Raw genomic sequence first — 17,944 nt, forward strand, 5'->3', positions numbered from 1 at the left:
CGTGCTTGTCGTCGTTACTTTTCCTCAAGGACCGCGGCCATGGCCGCGCTTTCGCCGCGGGCGAGTCGGCGGTCGATGACGTTCATGAGGTGCTCGGAGATGGACGGGATGCCGATCTCCTCGATCAGCTCGGCGAAGAAGCCACGGACCACGAGCTTGCGGGCCTCGGTCTCCGGGATGCCGCGGGACTGCAGGTAGAACAGCTCCTCATCGTCGAAGCGCCCGACGGAGCTGGCGTGGCCGGCGCCGATGATGTTGCCGTTCTCGATCTCAAGGTTCGGTTCGGAGTCGGCAATGGCGCCCGGGGTGAGCACGAGGTTGCGGTTGAGCTCGTACGAGTCGGTTCCCGGGGCGGTGGGCTGGATGAGCGCGTTGCCCACCCAGGTGGAGTGCGCGCCCTTGCCGTCGAGCGCGCCCTTGTAGACCACGCGGGACTTGCATTCGGGATGGTTGTGCACCACCATCGTGCGGTTCTCGATGTGCTGGCCGGGGTCGACGAAGTAGATGCCGAGCATGTTGAGCTCGCTCTGCGGGCCGCCGAAATCCTGGTCCATGCGCAGACGAACCACGTCGCCGCCGAGCGTGACGACCGAATGACGCAGGGACGCGCCCTCGCCCACGTGGATGCGATGGTTGCCCACATGCTTGGATTCCGGATCCCACTCCTGCACGAAGGTGGTGGAGATATGGGAGTCCTTGCCGGTGGTGATCTCGACGCCTTCGGCAAGGCGCGCCTTGCCCTCATGCTCCACGATCACGTCACCGTGCGCCCTGTCGTCGGCCTTGATGACCAGATGGAAGGCGTCGAGGCCGAGCCCCGCCCCCTTCACCTTCACCAGCACCGGGGAGCGCAGTTCGCCGGTGAGCTCCACGACGGTGGCGGTGGTGCCGGACGTCCATTCGACGGCTGCCGCACGGTCGGTCGGCTTGGACACGGTGCCGGACGGGGCTTCGTCGATGCGTGTCTGGTAGAGCCGCACGTTGTCGGCGTCGAGTTCGGTTCCGTCGATGGCGCCGACCTCCACAATGGTCTCGCCGCTGGGCTTGAACACGTCGAAGAACTCCTCGATGCGGTCGATCGGCGTGTATCGCCAATCATCCTGCTTGCGCGTGGGCTCGGCGAAATCATCCGGGCTGAAGGAGCGCGGCGCCTTGTCGGCGCTTGAAGGCATGAGCGCGGGGACGGCGTAGGGATCGTTGAGGTCGGCGACGGGAATGTTGAGCTCGGCCGCGACCTCCGCAGCGGTCTGCTCGTTCGTGGTTTCGCTGTTCGTTGCGTCGGTCATATCAGCCCACCGATCCTTCCATCTGCAGTTCAACGAGTCGGTTCAGTTCAAGCGCGTACTCCATCGGCAGCTCGCGGCTGATCGGCTCCACGAATCCTCGTACGATCATGCCCATGGCCTCCTCTTCGGAGAGTCCACGGCTCATCAGGTAGAAGAGCTGGTCTTCGGATACCTTCGACACCGTGGCCTCATGGGCCATGGAGACGTCGTCCTCGCGCACGTCCACGTGCGGATACGTGTCGGAACGGCTGTAGTCGTCCACGAGCAGGGCGTCGCATACGGTGGAGTTGGAGGATCCCTCGGCCCCCTTGACGATCTTGACCAGGCCGCGGTATGCGGATCGGCCGCCGCCGCGGGAGATGGACTTCGCCACGATGGTGGATGAGGTGTGCGGGGCGAGGTGGATCATCTTGGCGCCCGTGTCCTGATACTGGCCCTTGCCTGCGAAGCCGAGCGACATGGTGCTGGCCTTGGCGTACGGTTCGGCGAGGATGCAGGCGGGGTATTTCATGGTGGCCTTGGAGCCGATGTTGCCGTCGACCCATTCCATCGTGCCGCCTTCGCGCACGTAGGCGCGCTGGGTGACGAGGTTGTACACGTTGTTCGACCAGTTCTGCACGGTGGTGTAGCGCACGCGCGCGTGCTTCTCGACGACGATCTCCACGATGGCGGCGTGCAGCGAGTCCTCGGACCAGATCGGGGCGGTGCAGCCTTCCACATAGTGCACGTAGGAGCCTTCGTCGGCGATGATCAGCGTGCGTTCGAACTGGCCCATGGCCGGCGTGTTGATGCGGAAGTACGCCTGCAGCGGAATCTCCACGTGCACGCCCTTCGGCACGTAGACGAACGATCCGCCGGACCATGCGGCGGTGTTGAGCGCGCCGAACTTGTTGTCCTCCGGGGAGACGACGGTGCCGAAGTACTTGCGCACCAGGTCAGGGTATTCGCGCACGGCGGTGTCGGTGTCGACGAAGATGACGCCCTGCTTCTTCAGGTCCTCCTGAATGGAGTTGTAGATGACCTCGGACTCGTACTGGGCGGCGACGCCGGAGACCAGACGGTTCTTTTCGGCTTCGGGGATGCCGAGACGATCATACGTGTTGCGGATGTCGTCGGGCAGTTCGTCCCAGGTCTTGGCCTGCTTGTCGATCGGCTTCACATAGTACTTGAAGTCGTCGGCGTTGAATCCGGAGAGGTCCACGCCCCAGTCGGGCATGGGCTTGTCAAGGAACGCCTTGAATCCGCGCAAACGCATGTCGAGCATCCATTCGGGCTCGTTCTTGTCGGCGGAGATGGCGCGCACGACGTTCTCGTCGATGCCTCGCTTCGCCGCCTCGCCCGCGGCGTCGGAATCATGCCAGCCGTAGCTGTATTCGCCGAACTGGGATATGATCTCGTCGTCCTGTTTGATCTTGTCCTCGTTGACGCGGGAACGGTCGGCCACATACTGGCTCATCTCCACGTCGGCCGCCGCGGCCCCCTTGTTCGGGGCCTCCTGCGGCGTGTTCTCATCCGTCACCTTGAGCTGCCTCCATTCGTCCGGCCACACAGGACCGAACTCTTGACGAAAGTACAGTGCTGTTGTCCGTAGCAAAGCTAACAGAATGCCACGAACAACGCTAGTCGCCATTCCGAATATTATCCATCAATGAACGTGAGAAAGATTACATCGTTCCGTATGGGCGTCATGCCCATACGGAACGCAACGCATTCCGATACGAGGAAACCCGCCGAACTTCGTATTCGGCGGGTTTCATCATGTTTTATCTGCTGTTTCGACGATGGTCACGGCCGTCGAACAGCCGTCTGCCAGCTCAGCGGGCGGACTGGTGGTCGAGCGCGGCCTTGACCAGTCCGGCGAACAGCGGATGCGGCTTGGTCGGACGGCTCTTGAACTCCGGGTGGGCCTGCGTGGCCACATAGAACGGGTGCACGTCCTGCGGCAGCTCCACGAACTCGGTGAGTTCGCCGTCGGGGCTCTGCCCGGAGATGCGCAGACCGGCCTCGCGTAGGCGGTCCTTGTAGGCCACGTTCACCTCGTAGCGGTGGCGGTGGCGTTCGGTGACGTGCGTGGTGCCGTACAGCTGGGCGACGAGGGAGCCTTCCTCAAGCTCGGCCGGGTAGCTGCCCAGTCGCATGGTGTGGCCCATGTCGCCCTTGCCGGCGACGATGTCCTTCTGCTCCTCCATGGTGGCGATGACCGGGTTCTCGCAGTCGGGCTCGAACTCGGAGGAGTTGGCGTCCTCAAGTCCGAGGACGTGACGGGCGTATTCGATGACCATGGACTGAAGTCCCAGACACAGGCCGAGGGCGGGCAGCTTGTGCTCGCGGGCGTACTTGAGCGCGCCGATCTTGCCGTCGATGCCGCGGATGCCGAAACCGCCGGGGATGACGATGCCGTCGACGTCGGCCAGCGCCTTGGCGGCGCCGGACTCGGTCTCGCACTCGTCGGCGGCGATCCACTTGACGTTGACCTTGGCCCAGTTGGCGAAGCCGCCGGCCTTGATGGCCTCGGTGACGGACAGGTAGGCGTCGGGCAGGTCGATGTACTTGCCGACGATGGCGACGTTGACCTCATGCTTCGGATGATGCACGCGGTCGAGCAGGTCGGACCATTCGGCCCAGTTGACGTCGTGGAACGGCAGACCGAGCTCGCGCACCACATAGGCGTCGAGGCCCTCATTGAACAGGGTCTTCGGCACATCGTAGATGCTAGGCGCGTCCACGCAGTTGACCACGCCCTCCTCGTCCACGTCGCACATCAGGGAGATCTTGTCCTTGATGCCCTGGTTGAGCGGACGGTCGGAGCGCAGCACGAGCGCGTCGGGGGCGATGCCGAGCTGACGCAGCATCATGACGGAATGCTGCGTGGGCTTGGTCTTGAGCTCATGGGCGGCGGCGATGTACGGCACGAGGGAGACGTGCACGAACATGCAGTTGTCGGAGCCGATGTCGCGGCGCACCTCGCGGGCGGCCTCAAGGAACGGCTGGGATTCGATGTCGCCGACGGTGCCGCCGATCTCGGTGATGATCACGTCGACGTCGTCGGACGCCTGGGCGCGCATGCGGGACTTGATCTCGTTGGTGATGTGCGGGATGACCTGCACGCACTGGCCGAGGTATTCACCGGCGCGCTCCTTGCGCAGCACCTCCTGATACACCTGACCGGTGGTGACGTTGGCCTTCTGGGAGAGGAAGACGTCGAGGAAGCGCTCGTAGTGGCCGATGTCGAGATCCGTCTCGGCGCCGTCCTCGGTCACGTAGACCTCGCCGTGCTGGAACGGGTTCATGGTACCCGGATCGACGTTGATGTAGGGATCGAGCTTCTGCTGCAGAACGTGGATGCCACGGCTGCGAAGAAGACGGCCAAGGGACGAGGCCGTGAGTCCCTTGCCGAGCGAGGACACGACTCCGCCGGTGACGAAGATGTGCTTGGTGATGTGCTCTTGCGCGATGCCATGTTTTCTTCTAACCATGGAATTTCACTTTATCATCCGTGCGTGACGCGGCGTGTGGGCGTGTTTTACTTGGTTTCATCCCTTGAGATGGAACACGCTGTTATCGGTCGGCGCATTGGCGGCGCCCACCGCACCTCCGGTCAACGGCACGAAAAGGAACTTTTCATTGCACGCCGCCGCAGAATTCAATGACCACGCCGGTACCGTATTCGATGGCGCGGCGAGCGAAATCGTCGAGTTAGTGGTACAGATCAGCCAACCGGGAATCGACCGGCTGATCAAGTCGCGCCTCCAACCATCCCGCAAGCAGCCGGCACTGTCTGACATCGAAGAAATCGATGTCACCGTTATCGAGCAGCACGTCAGTCGGTGCCGTGGCCGGCATAGATGACGTCAGCTATCGCCGATTCGGTGGCGGTCTGGTCGCCGGAGACAAAGTAGCATGCCGAGTCAAATCCGCAGGATGATTTCAGGTTCTCCACCGTCTTCGTCTGCTCCACGAACCGTGCGCACTGCACAGGAGCATTGGTGCCGGACACATTCTGGCACGTCCATTCGTCATCGCTTTTCGCATCCTGACCGACGTTCTTGAATTCAGGCATGGTTCCCGTGATGCTCACATCATAGGTAAGGTCTACGGTGCCGCCGGCGTTTCTCTCATATTTCGTGATGGTCGGCGTGACGTCGGACACCTGGTACACGCATGCATGGGAGATGCTGTCTCCCACGACCAACGCGGAATCCTCGCCGTTGAGATAGAGCTCCTGCAGCTTGTCGCACATGGGCAGATCAACGATATTGTCCACTAGGGACCGCTGAATCTTCGTGCTCGTCTTGACGGCGTCGGTGACCTCGATGTTTTTCATGTCATCACCGTTGATCTCGACCGACAACGCTTCCACGGGATTGGGATTGGCCGTGACGGGAAGCTTCCATGATCCCTTGTACCAGTCGCCCTTGGCGGCGACCCGATACACCCCCGGCACCATCAGATAGTGGTCGGAACCGTTTTTTCCGCCTATGGTCAGCGAATCATCATACGAGGACACGTTCCTGAACAGGTCGGGATCGATTGCGACCCACCCCTTACCCGAGCTGTTCTTCTCCATGGTCAGATTGGTCGTCTGCTGATTGCCCGCCACGGTATAGGAGACCGGCACGGTACGCGTTCCGTCCGCGTTCTTCTGCGATTGCCCGACCTTGACGTCGGCGATGGGTTCCTCGGGCTTCCCGTCGAACAGCGGAGTGTTTTCGTTCACGTCACTGACGCTGCGGGATACGACCCCGTTCACGTCCCCCTTCTCAACGGCGTTCATGATTTCGCGAGCGGAGCTTTGGGCTCCGTCCAGAGCACCGCATCCGGACAGCGGCGCAATCATGACGCATGCGGCCATCAGGCCGATAATCTTCGTAAGGCTCTTCATTCTGCTTCCTTGTCTTCATCATGTCGGGCTCTCCGACGCAATAGATAACAGGACAAAGCCCGATGCATATCATTCATTGGTGCACGAATCCGATTTGTCGACCTCTCCCATTCTCGAATTGATGAATCGCCCGACCGTTGCACGATGAACACCGTATCTTCTGGCGATATAGGCTTTGGTGCGGCCTTCGGAGAGCATGGCACGTATGTCGTCCTCGTGGCCGGTGAGTTTGACCTTGGCCGGACTGCTACCGACCGGCCGCCCCAGCACAACGCCCTCGGCCCTTCTCCGCGCCAGCGCCTCCTTGGTGCGCTGGCTAATGAGATTTCTCTCAATCTCCGCGGATAGCCCAAACGCGAACGCCAATACCTTGCTTTGGATGTCATCGCCCAAGCGGTAGTTGTCTTTTATGGTCCAGATGCGTACTCCCTTGCTCATGCACAGACTCAATACATCCATGATCATGAACAGGCTGCGCCCCAATCGGGATAGTTCCGAACAGATGATGAGGTCACCTTTGGAAACGTCTTCAAGCAGTATGCCAAGCTTGCGTTTGTCCACGGATTTGGTCCCGCTGATGGTCTCCGATATCCACTGGTCTATTGCCAGCCCCTGCACCTTGGCGAACCGTCGAATCTCGAACCGCTGGTTCTCGACGGTCTGCTTGTCGCTGCTTACTCTGATGTATCCGTAAATCATATGGACAGTGTCGCAGACTAAGGGGCGATTTCGCGCAACCGAAAATCACTTGGGGCAACCTGTGTATGCGCGCACAATATGCAATGGTGAAGGACGACGCAATCATCAGCGCACCTTCGCCTTTTATCGCTACTGATGATTGGTTCATCCTCGGCGTGTTGAATTCCTCAGCGGCGGACTGGTATGTGCATCAACTAGGAGTCACTCGCAGCGGTGGATACATGGAGTACAAGCCCATGTTCGTAGAGCAGATTCCCCTGCCGAAGGATGTCAATGATTCTATCCGCGAGCGCATAAGACGGCTTGCTGAATCCGCACAGAATAAGCGTATGCAGGGTTTGTCGTCAGAGGATTCGGAACATGAAATCGACGATTTAGTCGCAAACTGCTACGATTTGTCTCCAGAAGAGATTCGCCGACTGTAAATCTTCATCGTGAAGAACGGAAGTCTTCTATAAAGCGAAACTCTCCGGCGTCCAATCCAAGAAGTTTGCTGATGCACTCGTTGATTTCCCTGTCGATGTCAGCCGCTAGGGGAAGCTTTGCGCCAATCCGGGAATCAACGAGTTTCTCGAAGTCGTGTGCATCATTATCCGACATTTGGGTAATCGGCAGTTGCTCTATGGTGTACTTCTTCCAGCGAACTGTTCCCATGCCCGTCGTCGTACCCAAAGTGGAGAAATAGTATTCCGATAATGACGAGTTCAGGAATCCAAGAATAATCTTCAGCTTTTGTCCCGTCATAAGGAAAGCAGTTGCTTCTGGGATGCATATTCCTGTGCTGTCCAAGGCAAACTTTGCTTGGTCGGATATTTCTCCCCATACGATTTTCGGTTGCGCGAAATCGCCATAATACGAGATCGCGTCCTGGGTCTCAAACCACTGGTTGCTGGTAGCTTTTCTTGCTTTGAACGTCACACCTTCAAAAGTATGTTTCGCACCCGTCTGCTCAAGCCGGAGCATGCCGGAGCCAATCGGGCTATGGGCTCGTCCTTTCAATACCCAATCGCCGTTGATAAGCCAATCCTTGACCGCTGCGTAGTCGTCAATGTTCTTCTTGAGCGAGGGGAACAATGCCAATATGTATAGATCGGCGAACTCGTAGGAGTAACGTTTGATGTCACGGCCCCGAAGAACGGGACGGATGATTTCGGCGCTTTTCGGGTCTGCTGCAATCAGTTCGTCGCGCTTCTCCTTGGTGATGATGAAGGCGTCATTCAATCCGGTCACAATTCCTCGATAAATGCGCACATCCATCTCGCCGAGCGGGGTACCAGCCTCTTCCATCTTGCCTTTGATGGACCGCTCCACGTCCGTGAGGATGACCCAAGGTCCAGAACCCCTCTTCTCGCTCCCCCTATCGTTGTATCCGAAGGGGATGGTCGTGGCATTAGCCTTGACGTAGTCGGCGATGCCGTCAAGAGACGTATCCTCATATCTGACCGCCGATGGCACCGCCTTGGTTTTGCCACGTCCCAGCAACATGATGTTGGTATCCACAGTGGCGCTACTGAATCGTCCGGCACCCAAGTCGATCAGGGAGATCACCTCGGTGTTGTCGGTCAGATATCCGCGCAGCTCCTTGCCGTACCGATTACGCATCCACTTGTTGGAAGTGATGTAGTCGAGTACACCATGTTCGGACAGGAGCCGAGCGCCACGCTCGTAGAACAGCTCATACAGGTCGCCGGTCCTGTTGTATGAGCGGTAATCCAACGCGGCATACACCGCCTTGTTGGACATCTTCTGCAACTGCACATAAGGCGGATTGCCGATGACTACGTCGAAGGCTTCGACTCCGAACATGAGTTCAGGGTCGAAGAACGGGGCATGCCCCGATTCGGAGCTGATGGACGCATGAGGGTGGAAACTGGCTATCTGTACGGCTCGGTCCGTGGACATGTCGTCTCCGCCGATTCGTTGCGTCGTATGCTCGAATTCCTTCATCAGCCGTCCCTTCGCATCAGGATCGGTGGTGGTGAAGTACTGGGTGCGAATCTCCTTGAGACGGTTCAAACCGTCCCTTTCATCAGTCAAATCGAAGGCTCCCTGTCCAAGAGAACCACTGGTAAGAGCCACGTCGCCGATGGTGCGGCCATGTGACTGCTCGGCACCGTCAACGGCATCATCAGCCAGGGGAATCAGCGAATCGGCGCACACGAATTTGAAGTCGAGGTTGGGCAACGGCTCCACTTGAGCGATGTTCTCACGCTCCACGATCATGGACAGCCACACACGGAGACGCGCGATCTCCACGGCCATGGGCTCGATGTCGACGCCGAAAATGTTCTTTTGCAGAATATTCAGCTTCTGCTGGTAGGCATCGGCGACCGCGCGCTTCCCCAGCAGACGGGTCCGACAACGCATCAGCAGCTGCAACATGCCCATGGGAAACGCCCCGGAACCACAGGCAGGATCCAATACACGGACATCATCCAACGCTTTGATGGCCAGAGGAAGCATCGTCCTGTTGTTCGCGTTCCAAAGAGAGCCCCGGGAATCGGAGGCGGTCTCCCATTCGTTCTCCGGCGTATCCAGCAACCGGTCCACTCCCCCACGCACGGTGTCCTCGTGACCGAGTGCACGATACAGATACTGTCTCAACGATTCACGGCACATGTAAGCCACGATCTCACGCGGCGTATAGAACGCGCCCTTCTCCTTGCGTGCGGTCTTGCCGGTATCATCCATCTGCTCGGCAAGCAGCGATTCGAAAATACGGCCGAGCATTTCCGGATCGATGGCCACCTGCTCATAGTCCGACGTGGATTCATCAGTCGTGAAATCAAACTGATGGAAATGGTCATAAAGGCCGTTAAAGAATCCATCGGGGAAAACCAGACGCTCTTCGGGGAAATCAGTGGCCCGTTCCTCGAACAAACCTCCATTGAGGAAAGGCGTGGCGGCATCGCCGTCTCCGGCCCGCTTATCTTTCGGGGTGTTCAACGTACCGAAGAACAGACGCTTCAACTTGCGCTCGTAATATTCACCGGATTCCAACGAACCTATTTCCAGATATCGTTCACGAGGGTTGAGGAACCCCTTCTGATTCAGGAACCAGACGAATAGAATACGGCCTATCAGACGACTGGCAAACATCTTGGCCTCACCTTCGTCATGGCCGGAGGAGACAAGGGCCTGTACCAATTCGTTGAATCGCGTGACTATGCCTGCATAGAACCGCTTGTTGACCCCGGAGACGTTGAACGCCTCCCACAAGGCGGTATGAATCTTCCCCTTGTCCAGTTCGGAAGCTCCATGACTGCCGGAGCCTGCGCCGGACAGCAGCCCATACAGACCGTTAAGAATCCGCTTCTGCGTATTCGATAGATGTCCACACAACTCCATTGTGCGCAAGCTGTGTGATTGCGACCTCGAAACCGCGATGATAATCGATGCGGAGTTAGAGGGGGCGAAGAAATACAGTCCCACGGGAGCGAACTCATAGATGTTGGATACGAGACCGAGACCGTCCTCCCAATGGTCCGTCAACGTACCGCAAGCGCTGATACGGGATTTGGTGGCGGATCCCTTGAGCCCTATGAACATGGCATCGAGAGTCTCCCCATCGGCCAATTCACAGACCATGGGCATTTCAAATCTTGGATGGATGGTGAACCATTCCTCGTGCCGGAAACCATTCCAATCCACTTCCGCGAAATTGTTCAATGCCGATTTGACGTCCGGCCTGGCATCGGCCTCTCCTTGAAGAATGGCCATGATCTGCAGAGCCACCTGCGCCGCGGCATACTTTCGTTCAGCATCGTTTTCGGCGCAGGTGTCGACGCAATCCCGGTAGTCGTCAAGCGCCTGCTGGAGATTGGTGAATGAAATCATGGCCGTGCCGTTCCTTCCTGTGGACATCATATGGATTGTATACCCTGCAGAATCATCGGAACGTGGCCGACATGCTGCTGAACACGCAACACCACCGGCCCTGTGGCGAGGGCTTATCCTGAATATCGTCATCAAGCAATGCACGCCAGTCATTCAGCAGCTGGTCGCTAATGATGAGATCGTCCAGTTGGGCAACCTTTTTCGCTTCGTTTTTCAGTCGTTTCATAAGCTTGTCATATTGCTGACGAGCCTGGACCAGCCCTTGGACCTTGCCAAGGTCAGTCAGCAGGGAGTTTCTACCCAACTGCTGTTGCAACACTGCCAGATATCGAGAATCGTGCTTCGGCCGGAACCTGCCGGCGGGATTTCGCTGTTTCCGGGCGCCGGCCATGATCATGACCCGCTCCTCTACCGCTTTACGGTCAATATCGACGTTGTCGATTCTCCTCGCATTGTCATCCGGTGCGGTTCGCAATAGTTCCAACGCCTGCTCGTTGGTCAGGACCGCCGCGGGGCGGGCATCGGTGGTATCGACACGCACGAAACGATAATTCAATCCGTTGCCGACACCGCCTTGCTGCTCGCACAAGGTCAATACCGTATGGGGTGCGCTCACGGACTCAGGAAGAAAATTCCATTTGCCACGAGGCATGGAGACGACACGCGCGACATCATTCTCAGAACCGTTCTGCATGAACTCCCTAAGCGCGTAGACATGCTTGTCCCGCCAGGACAGCAGATCGTTGTCGGCATCCACGCTGTCCATTACGCTTTGGATTTTATCGTCATCCCCGCTATACAAGTCCTGTATATACTCGATGGGATTCTCATCCGCGGAAGTAAGAATGCCCTGATCGGTACCGATGGAGTTCTTGATGGTGTCTATCTTTCCCTGAAGACGGGAAAGCAGACCCAGATAGTATTCCAGATCGTCCGTCGGGGCCATGTTGCCGATAAGCACCTGCTTGAATTTCGAACCAAGACGATTGATACGGCCATTGCGCTGCACCATGCGCACGGGGTTCCAATGCAGGTCATAGTTGATGAGAATCGCCGCATCCTGCAGATTCTGCCCTTCCGAAAGCACATCGGTGGTAAACAGATAGTCGAGTTCCCGTTCATCACTGTCGAGTATGCGCTTCTTTGATTGCGGAGAGAACCGGCCAACGACCCCTTCCAAATCGGATGCCTGGGCGGTAAGGAACGCTGACTTCTCCCGAAAATCGGGGATGCCATGCCCAAGTGTTCTCGGCAGCCTTTCACGCAGGTAATCAATGGTGTCCGCATATGCGCTGAAGACGAGCACCTTCCCGCCGAATCTCCCATCACGCAAGGTCTGCATGAACTGTGAGGCGAAAGCATCGATCTTGGCATCCATTCCTTCATCGATGCAAGCGGTCAGTCCTTCGATAAGAACATCGGCAATCGCATAATCGCGCCGAATGTCCTTGCGAAGAGCGTCCACGTCGAACGACCCGCCATCGATTTTCTCGTAGGAGACGCCCAAGGCGTCGAAATTGCTGTCGGTGTACTGTTCGGAATCATCCCAGAACGGAAGCCGCGATTGCTCTTCGTCGTCGTCATCGAGTATGGATAGCGCGGTCGTCTCCACCACATATCCACGATCCAGACAGGAAGAGAACTTCTCCAGACGTTTCCGATATCGCTTCACCGATTCGACAAACGCCGAAAGGGAGGATTCGAGACGTTTCATCCAGATAGTCTGCAAGATATTATGGATGGTCATCGCGGAACGCAGCTCCGTCAGGGCATCCTCGGAGATATCGACCAGACCGAGTTGCTCCGCCGACATGGTACGGTATTCCCACCGGTATAGTATCGACCGATACGCGGGAAATCCCATCAGGGATATCAGGGATACGACGTCCCTGACCAGTGAATTCTCCGTAGGCCCACCCGCGAGGTATTTGCCGGGATTCTGATGCACGATGTCAATCGGATGGAGAATCCTTTGGGTCTCGTCCGCGAGCGCGTCCTCATCCACCGCAAGGGGATCTATTCCTTCGAATACATCCCGGTGCTTGGCGAGAACGGTTCTGACCTGTTCGTCAGCCGTTTGCGGGAATGCGTACTCGATGGTGTGGAAGACATTGTTGGGGAATCCAACCTTGTTTCCCGCACTCTGCAGTGCCGATTCCTCTTGGACGCCTTGTCTTGTGGAGCGGACGATGAAATGGCTGATGCCTTGCGACAATGGCTGTCGGTAGGTCTCCCAGTCGAATTGGGTTCCTTTGCGTTCGGCGGTTTTTCGTCGCGTGTCCAGTTCCTTGAGGAAGTCAAAGAAGTCCTGGGTCTGCGTAGAGGTGTTGTCGGTGGAGTTTTGGTATGTCACCATGATTCCGGATTGGAGACGTCCACCAAGGCCGAGCTCCAATTGACTGACGAGGTCCTTGAACCCGTTGTTGATTGGAGTGGCGGTAAGGAGCAATACTTTGGCCTCGGGATTGCTGGAAACAAGATTGAGCACGGTCTTGAATCGTTCCGACCGCTCGTTGCGGAGGTTGTGGGCTTCGTCGATAACGATGAGATCTGCCGGATACGACTTCTTGTAGAGTTCGGTGAGCTGCTGGATTGCGGGAATGTCTTGTTGGGATATGAGGCTGTAGTCGTGGTCATCAAGATTGAAGAATTCCTTGAGGTCCTGACGCCATTGCCCTTTGAGTTTGGCCGGCGGAAGGATGACGATATTCCGTTTGCCGTTGTCGTGGTAGTGGCGGATGACCGCTCCCGCGGTCACGGTTTTTCCCAGACCGACGGAGTCCGCCAATATCGCCGTTCTGTTCTTATGCAGTTTGCTTATCAGGAGTCCGGCATTTCGTTTCTGATACGTGTAAAGCACATCGTCGTTGCTCTGTTCGATATCCAGTGATGGAGCCAGCTCGTCGGGAAACAGGCACGTGAGTGCCTTGATGTATACGTCATACGGCCCGTAGGCACGGTTTCCTACGGGCGAGTTGCTGAGAATCTCCTGGAAATCACCGGTCCATGGCTGGACTTCAGGCAGATTCCACATGTCGTCGAACCATGAAAGATGACCATATTGCTGTTGTTCATTACGCGGCTGGTAGAGCACAATGGGCTCATTGTCTTCCAAGTAGTTAAGTTCGGCGTTCCCTCCCGTTTCGATATCGGACAGGCCCCGTCCTGTAAAATTCGATGACCCGATGATGCCGATCGCTCCGCTGGTATCGTAGGATCCGAATACGTATTCCTTTGCATGGATGAATGGGCGGCGGCAGATACGCACCTCCAACCGACGTTCGCGTATCATCATGGCAAGGATGCGCGCCGTGCGTCGGTAGAGGGCGATTCGGTCTTCAGGGAGGTTTTCCAAATCCTTCAGGTCTGCGGCGATGTCGGCATCTGGGAAGTCCTTGTATATGTTGGTGAGATTCAATCTGCGGTTCGAGTAGGGCTCAGCTCCAATAAGTATTCTGACGGAGCGATAGTCCTGGATCAGGTCTATGAGTTTCGTGGTGCCGGCCATATCCCAATATCCGGTGACAATGGACAGATCCTGATACTTGCCGCTACCTGCTATTTGCCTCAGGATGTCGCCCAAGGACTGTTTTCTGTTATCCACGAACTGGATGTAGTCCGACATACATGCCCCCTATATGATTATCCCGACAATCGTGCATACGATGATACGCGAATCGAGGGCGGCACGCACCCAATGTGCAGCCTGACATACATTACAGGAATCTGGCTCGGCGAAAGCATGGTGGATTCTGACTCAATCCACTCAGGAATATACCGCTTCGCATTGTCCCGACGGCTCTGGCCCCGCCATCCCAATACTGGTCATACGTCGGTAACGACAAGTTCGGCCCCGTCTCGTGGCGTGGCGGACGGGGCCGGGAAGAACACCGTCACTCGGCGAGCAGGTGGGCAACGGCCTCCAGAGCGAGCCTGTAGCCGTAGAAGCCCATGCCGGTGATGGTGCCGGTGGCGACCGGGGAGATCACGCTGTAGCGGCGGAAGGCGTCGCGTGCGGCCGGATTGGATATGTGCACCTCCATGAGCGGCAGTCCGGCATCGGTGACCATGTGCGCGGCGTCGGACAGCCCATAGCTGTAGTGGGTGAACGCGGCCGGGTTCATGACGACAGGGGTCTTTTCGTCGACGGCGCGATGCATCCAGCCGATGATCTCGGCCTCGTCGTCGGTCTGCCGCACCTCGACATCGAGGCCGAGCTCCTTCCCCCATGCGGTGCAGTCGCGTCGCAGCGTCTCCAGGTCCTGATGACCGTAGACGTCGGGTTCGCGCACGCCGAGGCGGCCGAGGTTGGGGCCGTTGACGACGATGACTTTGGTGGCCATGGTGTTGTCTCCTTACTTCTGGATGCGGCGGAAGGCTTCTTCGACGGCGTCGGCCGGCGGATTATCGAGATGGATGACGTGGCCGGGGCGGTCGAGCACGACGAAGCGCAGCATCCTGCCGCGGGCCTTCTTGTCCTTGTGCATGAGTGCAAGCACGTCGTCGAATCCGCCGCCGTTCCAGCTGGTGGGCAGGCCGAGCGACGTGAGCAGCGACCGATGGTAGTCGACGAGGTCTCGGTCTATGTATCCGAGGATGTTCGACAGTTCGGCCGCATACACCATGCCGACGGCGACGGCGTTGCCGTGGCGCCAGCGGAAATGCTCAAGCTTCTCGATGGCGTGACCCATGGTGTGGCCGTAGTTGAGGAACTCGCGCAGGCCCTTCTCCTTGAGGTCCGCGGAGACGTGATGCGCCTTGACGCGCACGGTGCGTTCCACGAGTTCGGCGATCACCGCTTCGAGGTCCGGCGTGATGTCCGTCGGATCGAAGGTTCGCAGCGCCTCGGCGTTGTCCTCCAGGACCCGCAGGATCTCGGTGTCCATGATGAAGCCGGATTTGGCCACCTCGCCGAGGCCCTCGGTGAAGATGTCGTTCGGCAGCGAACCAAGCGTGGTCAGATCGGCGAGCACGCCGGCCGGCGTGTAGAAACTGCCGACGAGGTTCTTGCCGGCCTCCGTGTTGATTCCGGTCTTGCCGCCCGTGGAGGCGTCCACCATGGCGAGCAGCGACGTCGGACAGTTCACGTAGCGGATGCCGCGCATCCACGTGGCGGCCACGAAGCCCGCAAGATCGGTCGCGGCACCGCCGCCGATGCCCACGACGGCGTCGGAGCGGGTGAACCCCTCCTCGCCCAGTCTCTTCCAGATGCCGTTGGCCACCTCGATGGTCTTGCCGGCCTCGGCGTCGGGGATGGTGATATCGGACACGTCGTAGCCGGAGCGACGCAGCAGCGTGCGCACACGGTCGGAATGACGCTGCACCGGCGTGGTGTGGATCATCGCGACCTTAACCGGCCCGCTGCCGAGCACTTCGGCGAGATGATTGACCACATGGGCGCCGATGCGCACGTCGTACGGGTCGGCGCCGTCGACATGGACGACATGCTCGTTGACGGTGTCGGCGATGTTCTTCGCTGCCTGCATGGGGGTCTTTCCTTTCGTATGCACGATGAGATTCGCCAGATGTTCGAAGACCGGCCTGCGCTCGGCATACAGCCTCCGCCATTTCCTGGCGGCGCCGTCCGCGAGCAGAGGCCTGTTGCCGGAACGCGAGGCGCGGGCGATGGCCTCGTTCGGATCCGCATCGAGATAGGCGACGACGCCGCCCTCATCGATGTACCGTTCAAGCGCGTCGCAGACGCTTTCCGTCATGGGCGCGCCGCCTCCGAGCGACAACACGCCGTCGAACCCATGCAGGAACCCCAGGATCACATCGCTTTCGATGGCCCGGAACTCCCGTTCCCCACGCTCCTCGAAGATCCGTGGAATCCGCATTCGTTCACGGGACTCGATCTCGACATCGGAATCCCTGAACTCCACGTTCAGCACCGTGGCTACATCCTGCCCGATGCGCGTCTTGCCGGCCCCGGGCATGCCGATGAGCACGGCCTTGGGAATCACGTTCGGCATCCCCACCCCCATCAGCGCATGTGCTCGGGCCACGAGGCCAGATAGTTCTCGGCGTTCCTGCGCGTCTCGGTGACGCTGTCGCCGCCGAACTTCTCCAACGCGAACCTGGCGAGCGTCAGACGCATCATGGCCTCGGCCACGACGGATGCCGCGGGGACGGCGGTGGTGTCGGAACGCTGGTTGATGGCCTGTGCGGCCTCGCCGGTGAGCACATCCACCGTGCGCAGGGCGCGCGGGATGGAGGGGATGGGCTTCATGGCGGCGCGCACGCGGATGACCTCGCCGTTGGAGGTGCCGCCTTCGATTCCTCCCGCATGGTTGGACAGGCGCGTGATGCGGCCGTTCTCGTCGGTCACGATCTCGTCATGGGCCTGGGAGCCGGGACGCCGCGCCTCAAGGAAGCCGTCGCCGATCTCCACGCCCTTGATGGCCTGGATGCCCATGATCGCCGAGGCGAGGGCGGCGTCGAGACGACGATCGGACTCCACATGGGTGCCAAGACCGGCGGGCACGCCGTAGGCAAGCACCTCGACCACGCCGCCGACGGTGTCCCCGGACTTCTTGATCTCGTCGATACGCGCCATCATGCGACGCTCGCCCTCCTTGTCGAGCGTGCGCACGGGGGATGCGTCCAAGGCCTCAAGATCGTCCGGCGTGGGCAGTGGCGCCCCCTCGTCCACACCTGCGCCGCCAATGGAGATCACGTGGGCGACGGTGCGGATGCCGAGCGTCTGCTCAAGGAATTTGGCGGCCACGGCGCCGAGCGCCACACGGGACGCGGTCTCTCGCGCGCTGGAGCGTTCCAGCACCGGGCGGGCGTCGTCGAAACCATACTTGCGCATGCCCGTAAGGTCCGCGTGGCCGGGACGCGGTCGGCTCAGAGCCGCGTTGCGGCCGGTCTGCGGCAGATCATGGTCGAGAGGGTCGGCGCTCATGACCTCGGTCCACTTCGGCCATTCGGTGTTGGCGATCTCGATGGCGATGGGCGAGCCGAGCGTGGAGCCGTGCCGCACACCGGTGAGCAGACGCACCTTGTCCTCCTCGAACTTCATCCGCGCACCACGGCCATAGCCCAGCCGGCGACGGGCCAACGCGTCCTTGATATCCTGCGAGGTGACCTCGACGCCTGCGGGCAATCCCTCGATCATGGCCACCAGGGCCTCGCCATGTGACTCCCCTGCCGTCTGCCAGCGCAACATCGCCCTTCTCCTTCTATCGATGCCGAATGCCGCGGGACCTCGATCCCCGCGCATCCGGTTACTTGTCGT

General features: G+C 59.1%; 12 protein-coding genes. 2 read left to right on the top strand and 10 right to left on the bottom strand.

Going from position 1 to position 17,944, the window contains the following annotated elements; all coding sequences use genetic code 11:
* Positions 1–14 precede the first annotated feature (14 nt).
* The 3 genes from sufD to pyrG all read right to left on the bottom strand — a co-directional run bounded on the left by sufD (position 15) and on the right by pyrG (position 4,762).
* On the bottom strand, positions 15–1,286 hold the full coding sequence (gene sufD / locus DF200_RS00665) for a Fe-S cluster assembly protein SufD (protein ID WP_109136371.1): 1,272 nt from the start codon (positions 1,284–1,286) through the stop codon (positions 15–17).
* 1 nt (position 1,287) lies between these two features.
* Positions 1,288–2,805 carry a Fe-S cluster assembly protein SufB gene (gene sufB / locus DF200_RS00670; protein ID WP_109136372.1) on the bottom strand — a complete coding sequence of 506 codons (1,518 nt, stop codon included), beginning with the start codon at positions 2,803–2,805 and terminating at the stop codon, positions 1,288–1,290.
* A gap of 295 nt (positions 2,806–3,100) precedes the next feature.
* The gene (pyrG, locus tag DF200_RS00675; protein ID WP_109136373.1) at positions 3,101–4,762 is read right to left on the bottom strand and encodes a CTP synthase; all 1,662 of its coding nucleotides are present in this window, start codon (positions 4,760–4,762) and stop codon (positions 3,101–3,103) included.
* A gap of 64 nt (positions 4,763–4,826) precedes the next feature.
* On the opposite strand from pyrG, the gene DF200_RS10745 reads away from it, so the two are divergent.
* A complete protein-coding gene (locus tag DF200_RS10745; RefSeq protein WP_158275733.1) occupies positions 4,827–5,135 on the top strand; it encodes a hypothetical protein in 309 nt (102 codons plus the stop codon).
* On the opposite strand, the gene DF200_RS00685 is transcribed toward DF200_RS10745, so the two are convergent.
* Together DF200_RS00685 and DF200_RS00690 are read right to left on the bottom strand one after the other, a co-directional pair.
* Positions 5,107–6,168 carry a hypothetical protein gene (locus tag DF200_RS00685; RefSeq protein WP_109136374.1) on the bottom strand — a complete coding sequence of 354 codons (1,062 nt, stop codon included), beginning with the start codon at positions 6,166–6,168 and terminating at the stop codon, positions 5,107–5,109. The genes DF200_RS10745 and DF200_RS00685 overlap by 29 nt on opposite strands.
* A gap of 69 nt (positions 6,169–6,237) precedes the next feature.
* Positions 6,238–6,867 (bottom strand): master DNA invertase Mpi family serine-type recombinase, encoded by a 630-nt coding sequence (locus tag DF200_RS00690; RefSeq protein WP_109136375.1) that lies wholly within the window; start codon positions 6,865–6,867, stop codon positions 6,238–6,240.
* Here DF200_RS00690 and DF200_RS00695 point away from each other — a divergent pair.
* Positions 6,855–7,292: a TaqI-like C-terminal specificity domain-containing protein gene (locus DF200_RS00695; RefSeq protein WP_500676575.1), complete on the top strand. Its 438-nt coding sequence runs from the start codon at positions 6,855–6,857 to the stop codon at positions 7,290–7,292. The two genes, DF200_RS00690 and DF200_RS00695, sit on opposite strands and share 13 nt — an antisense overlap.
* A 4-nt stretch (positions 7,293–7,296) precedes the next feature.
* Here DF200_RS00695 and DF200_RS00700 read toward each other — a convergent pair whose 3' ends face one another.
* The 5 genes from DF200_RS00700 to aroC form a co-directional block, all read right to left on the bottom strand.
* A complete protein-coding gene (locus DF200_RS00700; RefSeq protein WP_158275734.1) occupies positions 7,297–10,704 on the bottom strand; it encodes an Eco57I restriction-modification methylase domain-containing protein in 3,408 nt (1,135 codons plus the stop codon).
* Positions 10,705–10,756: 52 nt separating this feature from the next.
* On the bottom strand, positions 10,757–14,329 hold the full coding sequence (locus DF200_RS00705) for an SNF2-related protein (RefSeq protein ID WP_109136378.1): 3,573 nt from the start codon (positions 14,327–14,329) through the stop codon (positions 10,757–10,759).
* Between the two features lie 268 nt (positions 14,330–14,597).
* Entirely contained in the window at positions 14,598–15,047 is a 450-nt protein-coding gene (locus tag DF200_RS00710) for a type II 3-dehydroquinate dehydratase (RefSeq protein WP_109136379.1), read from the bottom strand.
* Between the two features lie 12 nt (positions 15,048–15,059).
* Positions 15,060–16,676: a bifunctional shikimate kinase/3-dehydroquinate synthase gene (locus tag DF200_RS00715; protein WP_109136380.1), complete on the bottom strand. Its 1,617-nt coding sequence runs from the start codon at positions 16,674–16,676 to the stop codon at positions 15,060–15,062.
* 11 nt (positions 16,677–16,687) lie between these two features.
* The gene (gene aroC, locus DF200_RS00720; RefSeq protein ID WP_109136381.1) at positions 16,688–17,875 is read right to left on the bottom strand and encodes a chorismate synthase; all 1,188 of its coding nucleotides are present in this window, start codon (positions 17,873–17,875) and stop codon (positions 16,688–16,690) included.
* Positions 17,876–17,944: the final 69 nt, after the last annotated feature.

The organism is Bifidobacterium catulorum, assembly GCF_003129925.1.
Taxonomy (GTDB): domain Bacteria; phylum Actinomycetota; class Actinomycetes; order Actinomycetales; family Bifidobacteriaceae; genus Galliscardovia; species Galliscardovia catulorum.

Excerpts from the sequence above, each read along its gene's own strand:
- DF200_RS00685 (WP_109136374.1), bottom strand. The coding sequence starts at position 6,168 with ATGAAGAGCCTTACGAAGATTATCGGCCTGATGGCCGCATGCGTCATG.
- DF200_RS00715 (WP_109136380.1), bottom strand. The coding sequence starts at position 16,676 with ATGCCGAACGTGATTCCCAAGGCCGTGCTCATCGGCATGCCCGGGGCC.
- DF200_RS00705 (WP_109136378.1), bottom strand. The coding sequence starts at position 14,329 with ATGTCGGACTACATCCAGTTCGTGGATAACAGAAAACAGTCCTTGGGC.
- DF200_RS00710 (WP_109136379.1), bottom strand. The coding sequence starts at position 15,047 with ATGGCCACCAAAGTCATCGTCGTCAACGGCCCCAACCTCGGCCGCCTC.
- aroC (WP_109136381.1), bottom strand. The coding sequence starts at position 17,875 with ATGTTGCGCTGGCAGACGGCAGGGGAGTCACATGGCGAGGCCCTGGTG.
- sufD (WP_109136371.1), bottom strand. The coding sequence starts at position 1,286 with ATGACCGACGCAACGAACAGCGAAACCACGAACGAGCAGACCGCTGCG.
- DF200_RS00700 (WP_158275734.1), bottom strand. The coding sequence starts at position 10,704 with ATGATTTCATTCACCAATCTCCAGCAGGCGCTTGACGACTACCGGGAT.
- pyrG (WP_109136373.1), bottom strand. The coding sequence starts at position 4,762 with ATGGTTAGAAGAAAACATGGCATCGCGCAAGAGCACATCACCAAGCAC.
- DF200_RS00690 (WP_109136375.1), bottom strand. The coding sequence starts at position 6,867 with ATGATTTACGGATACATCAGAGTAAGCAGCGACAAGCAGACCGTCGAG.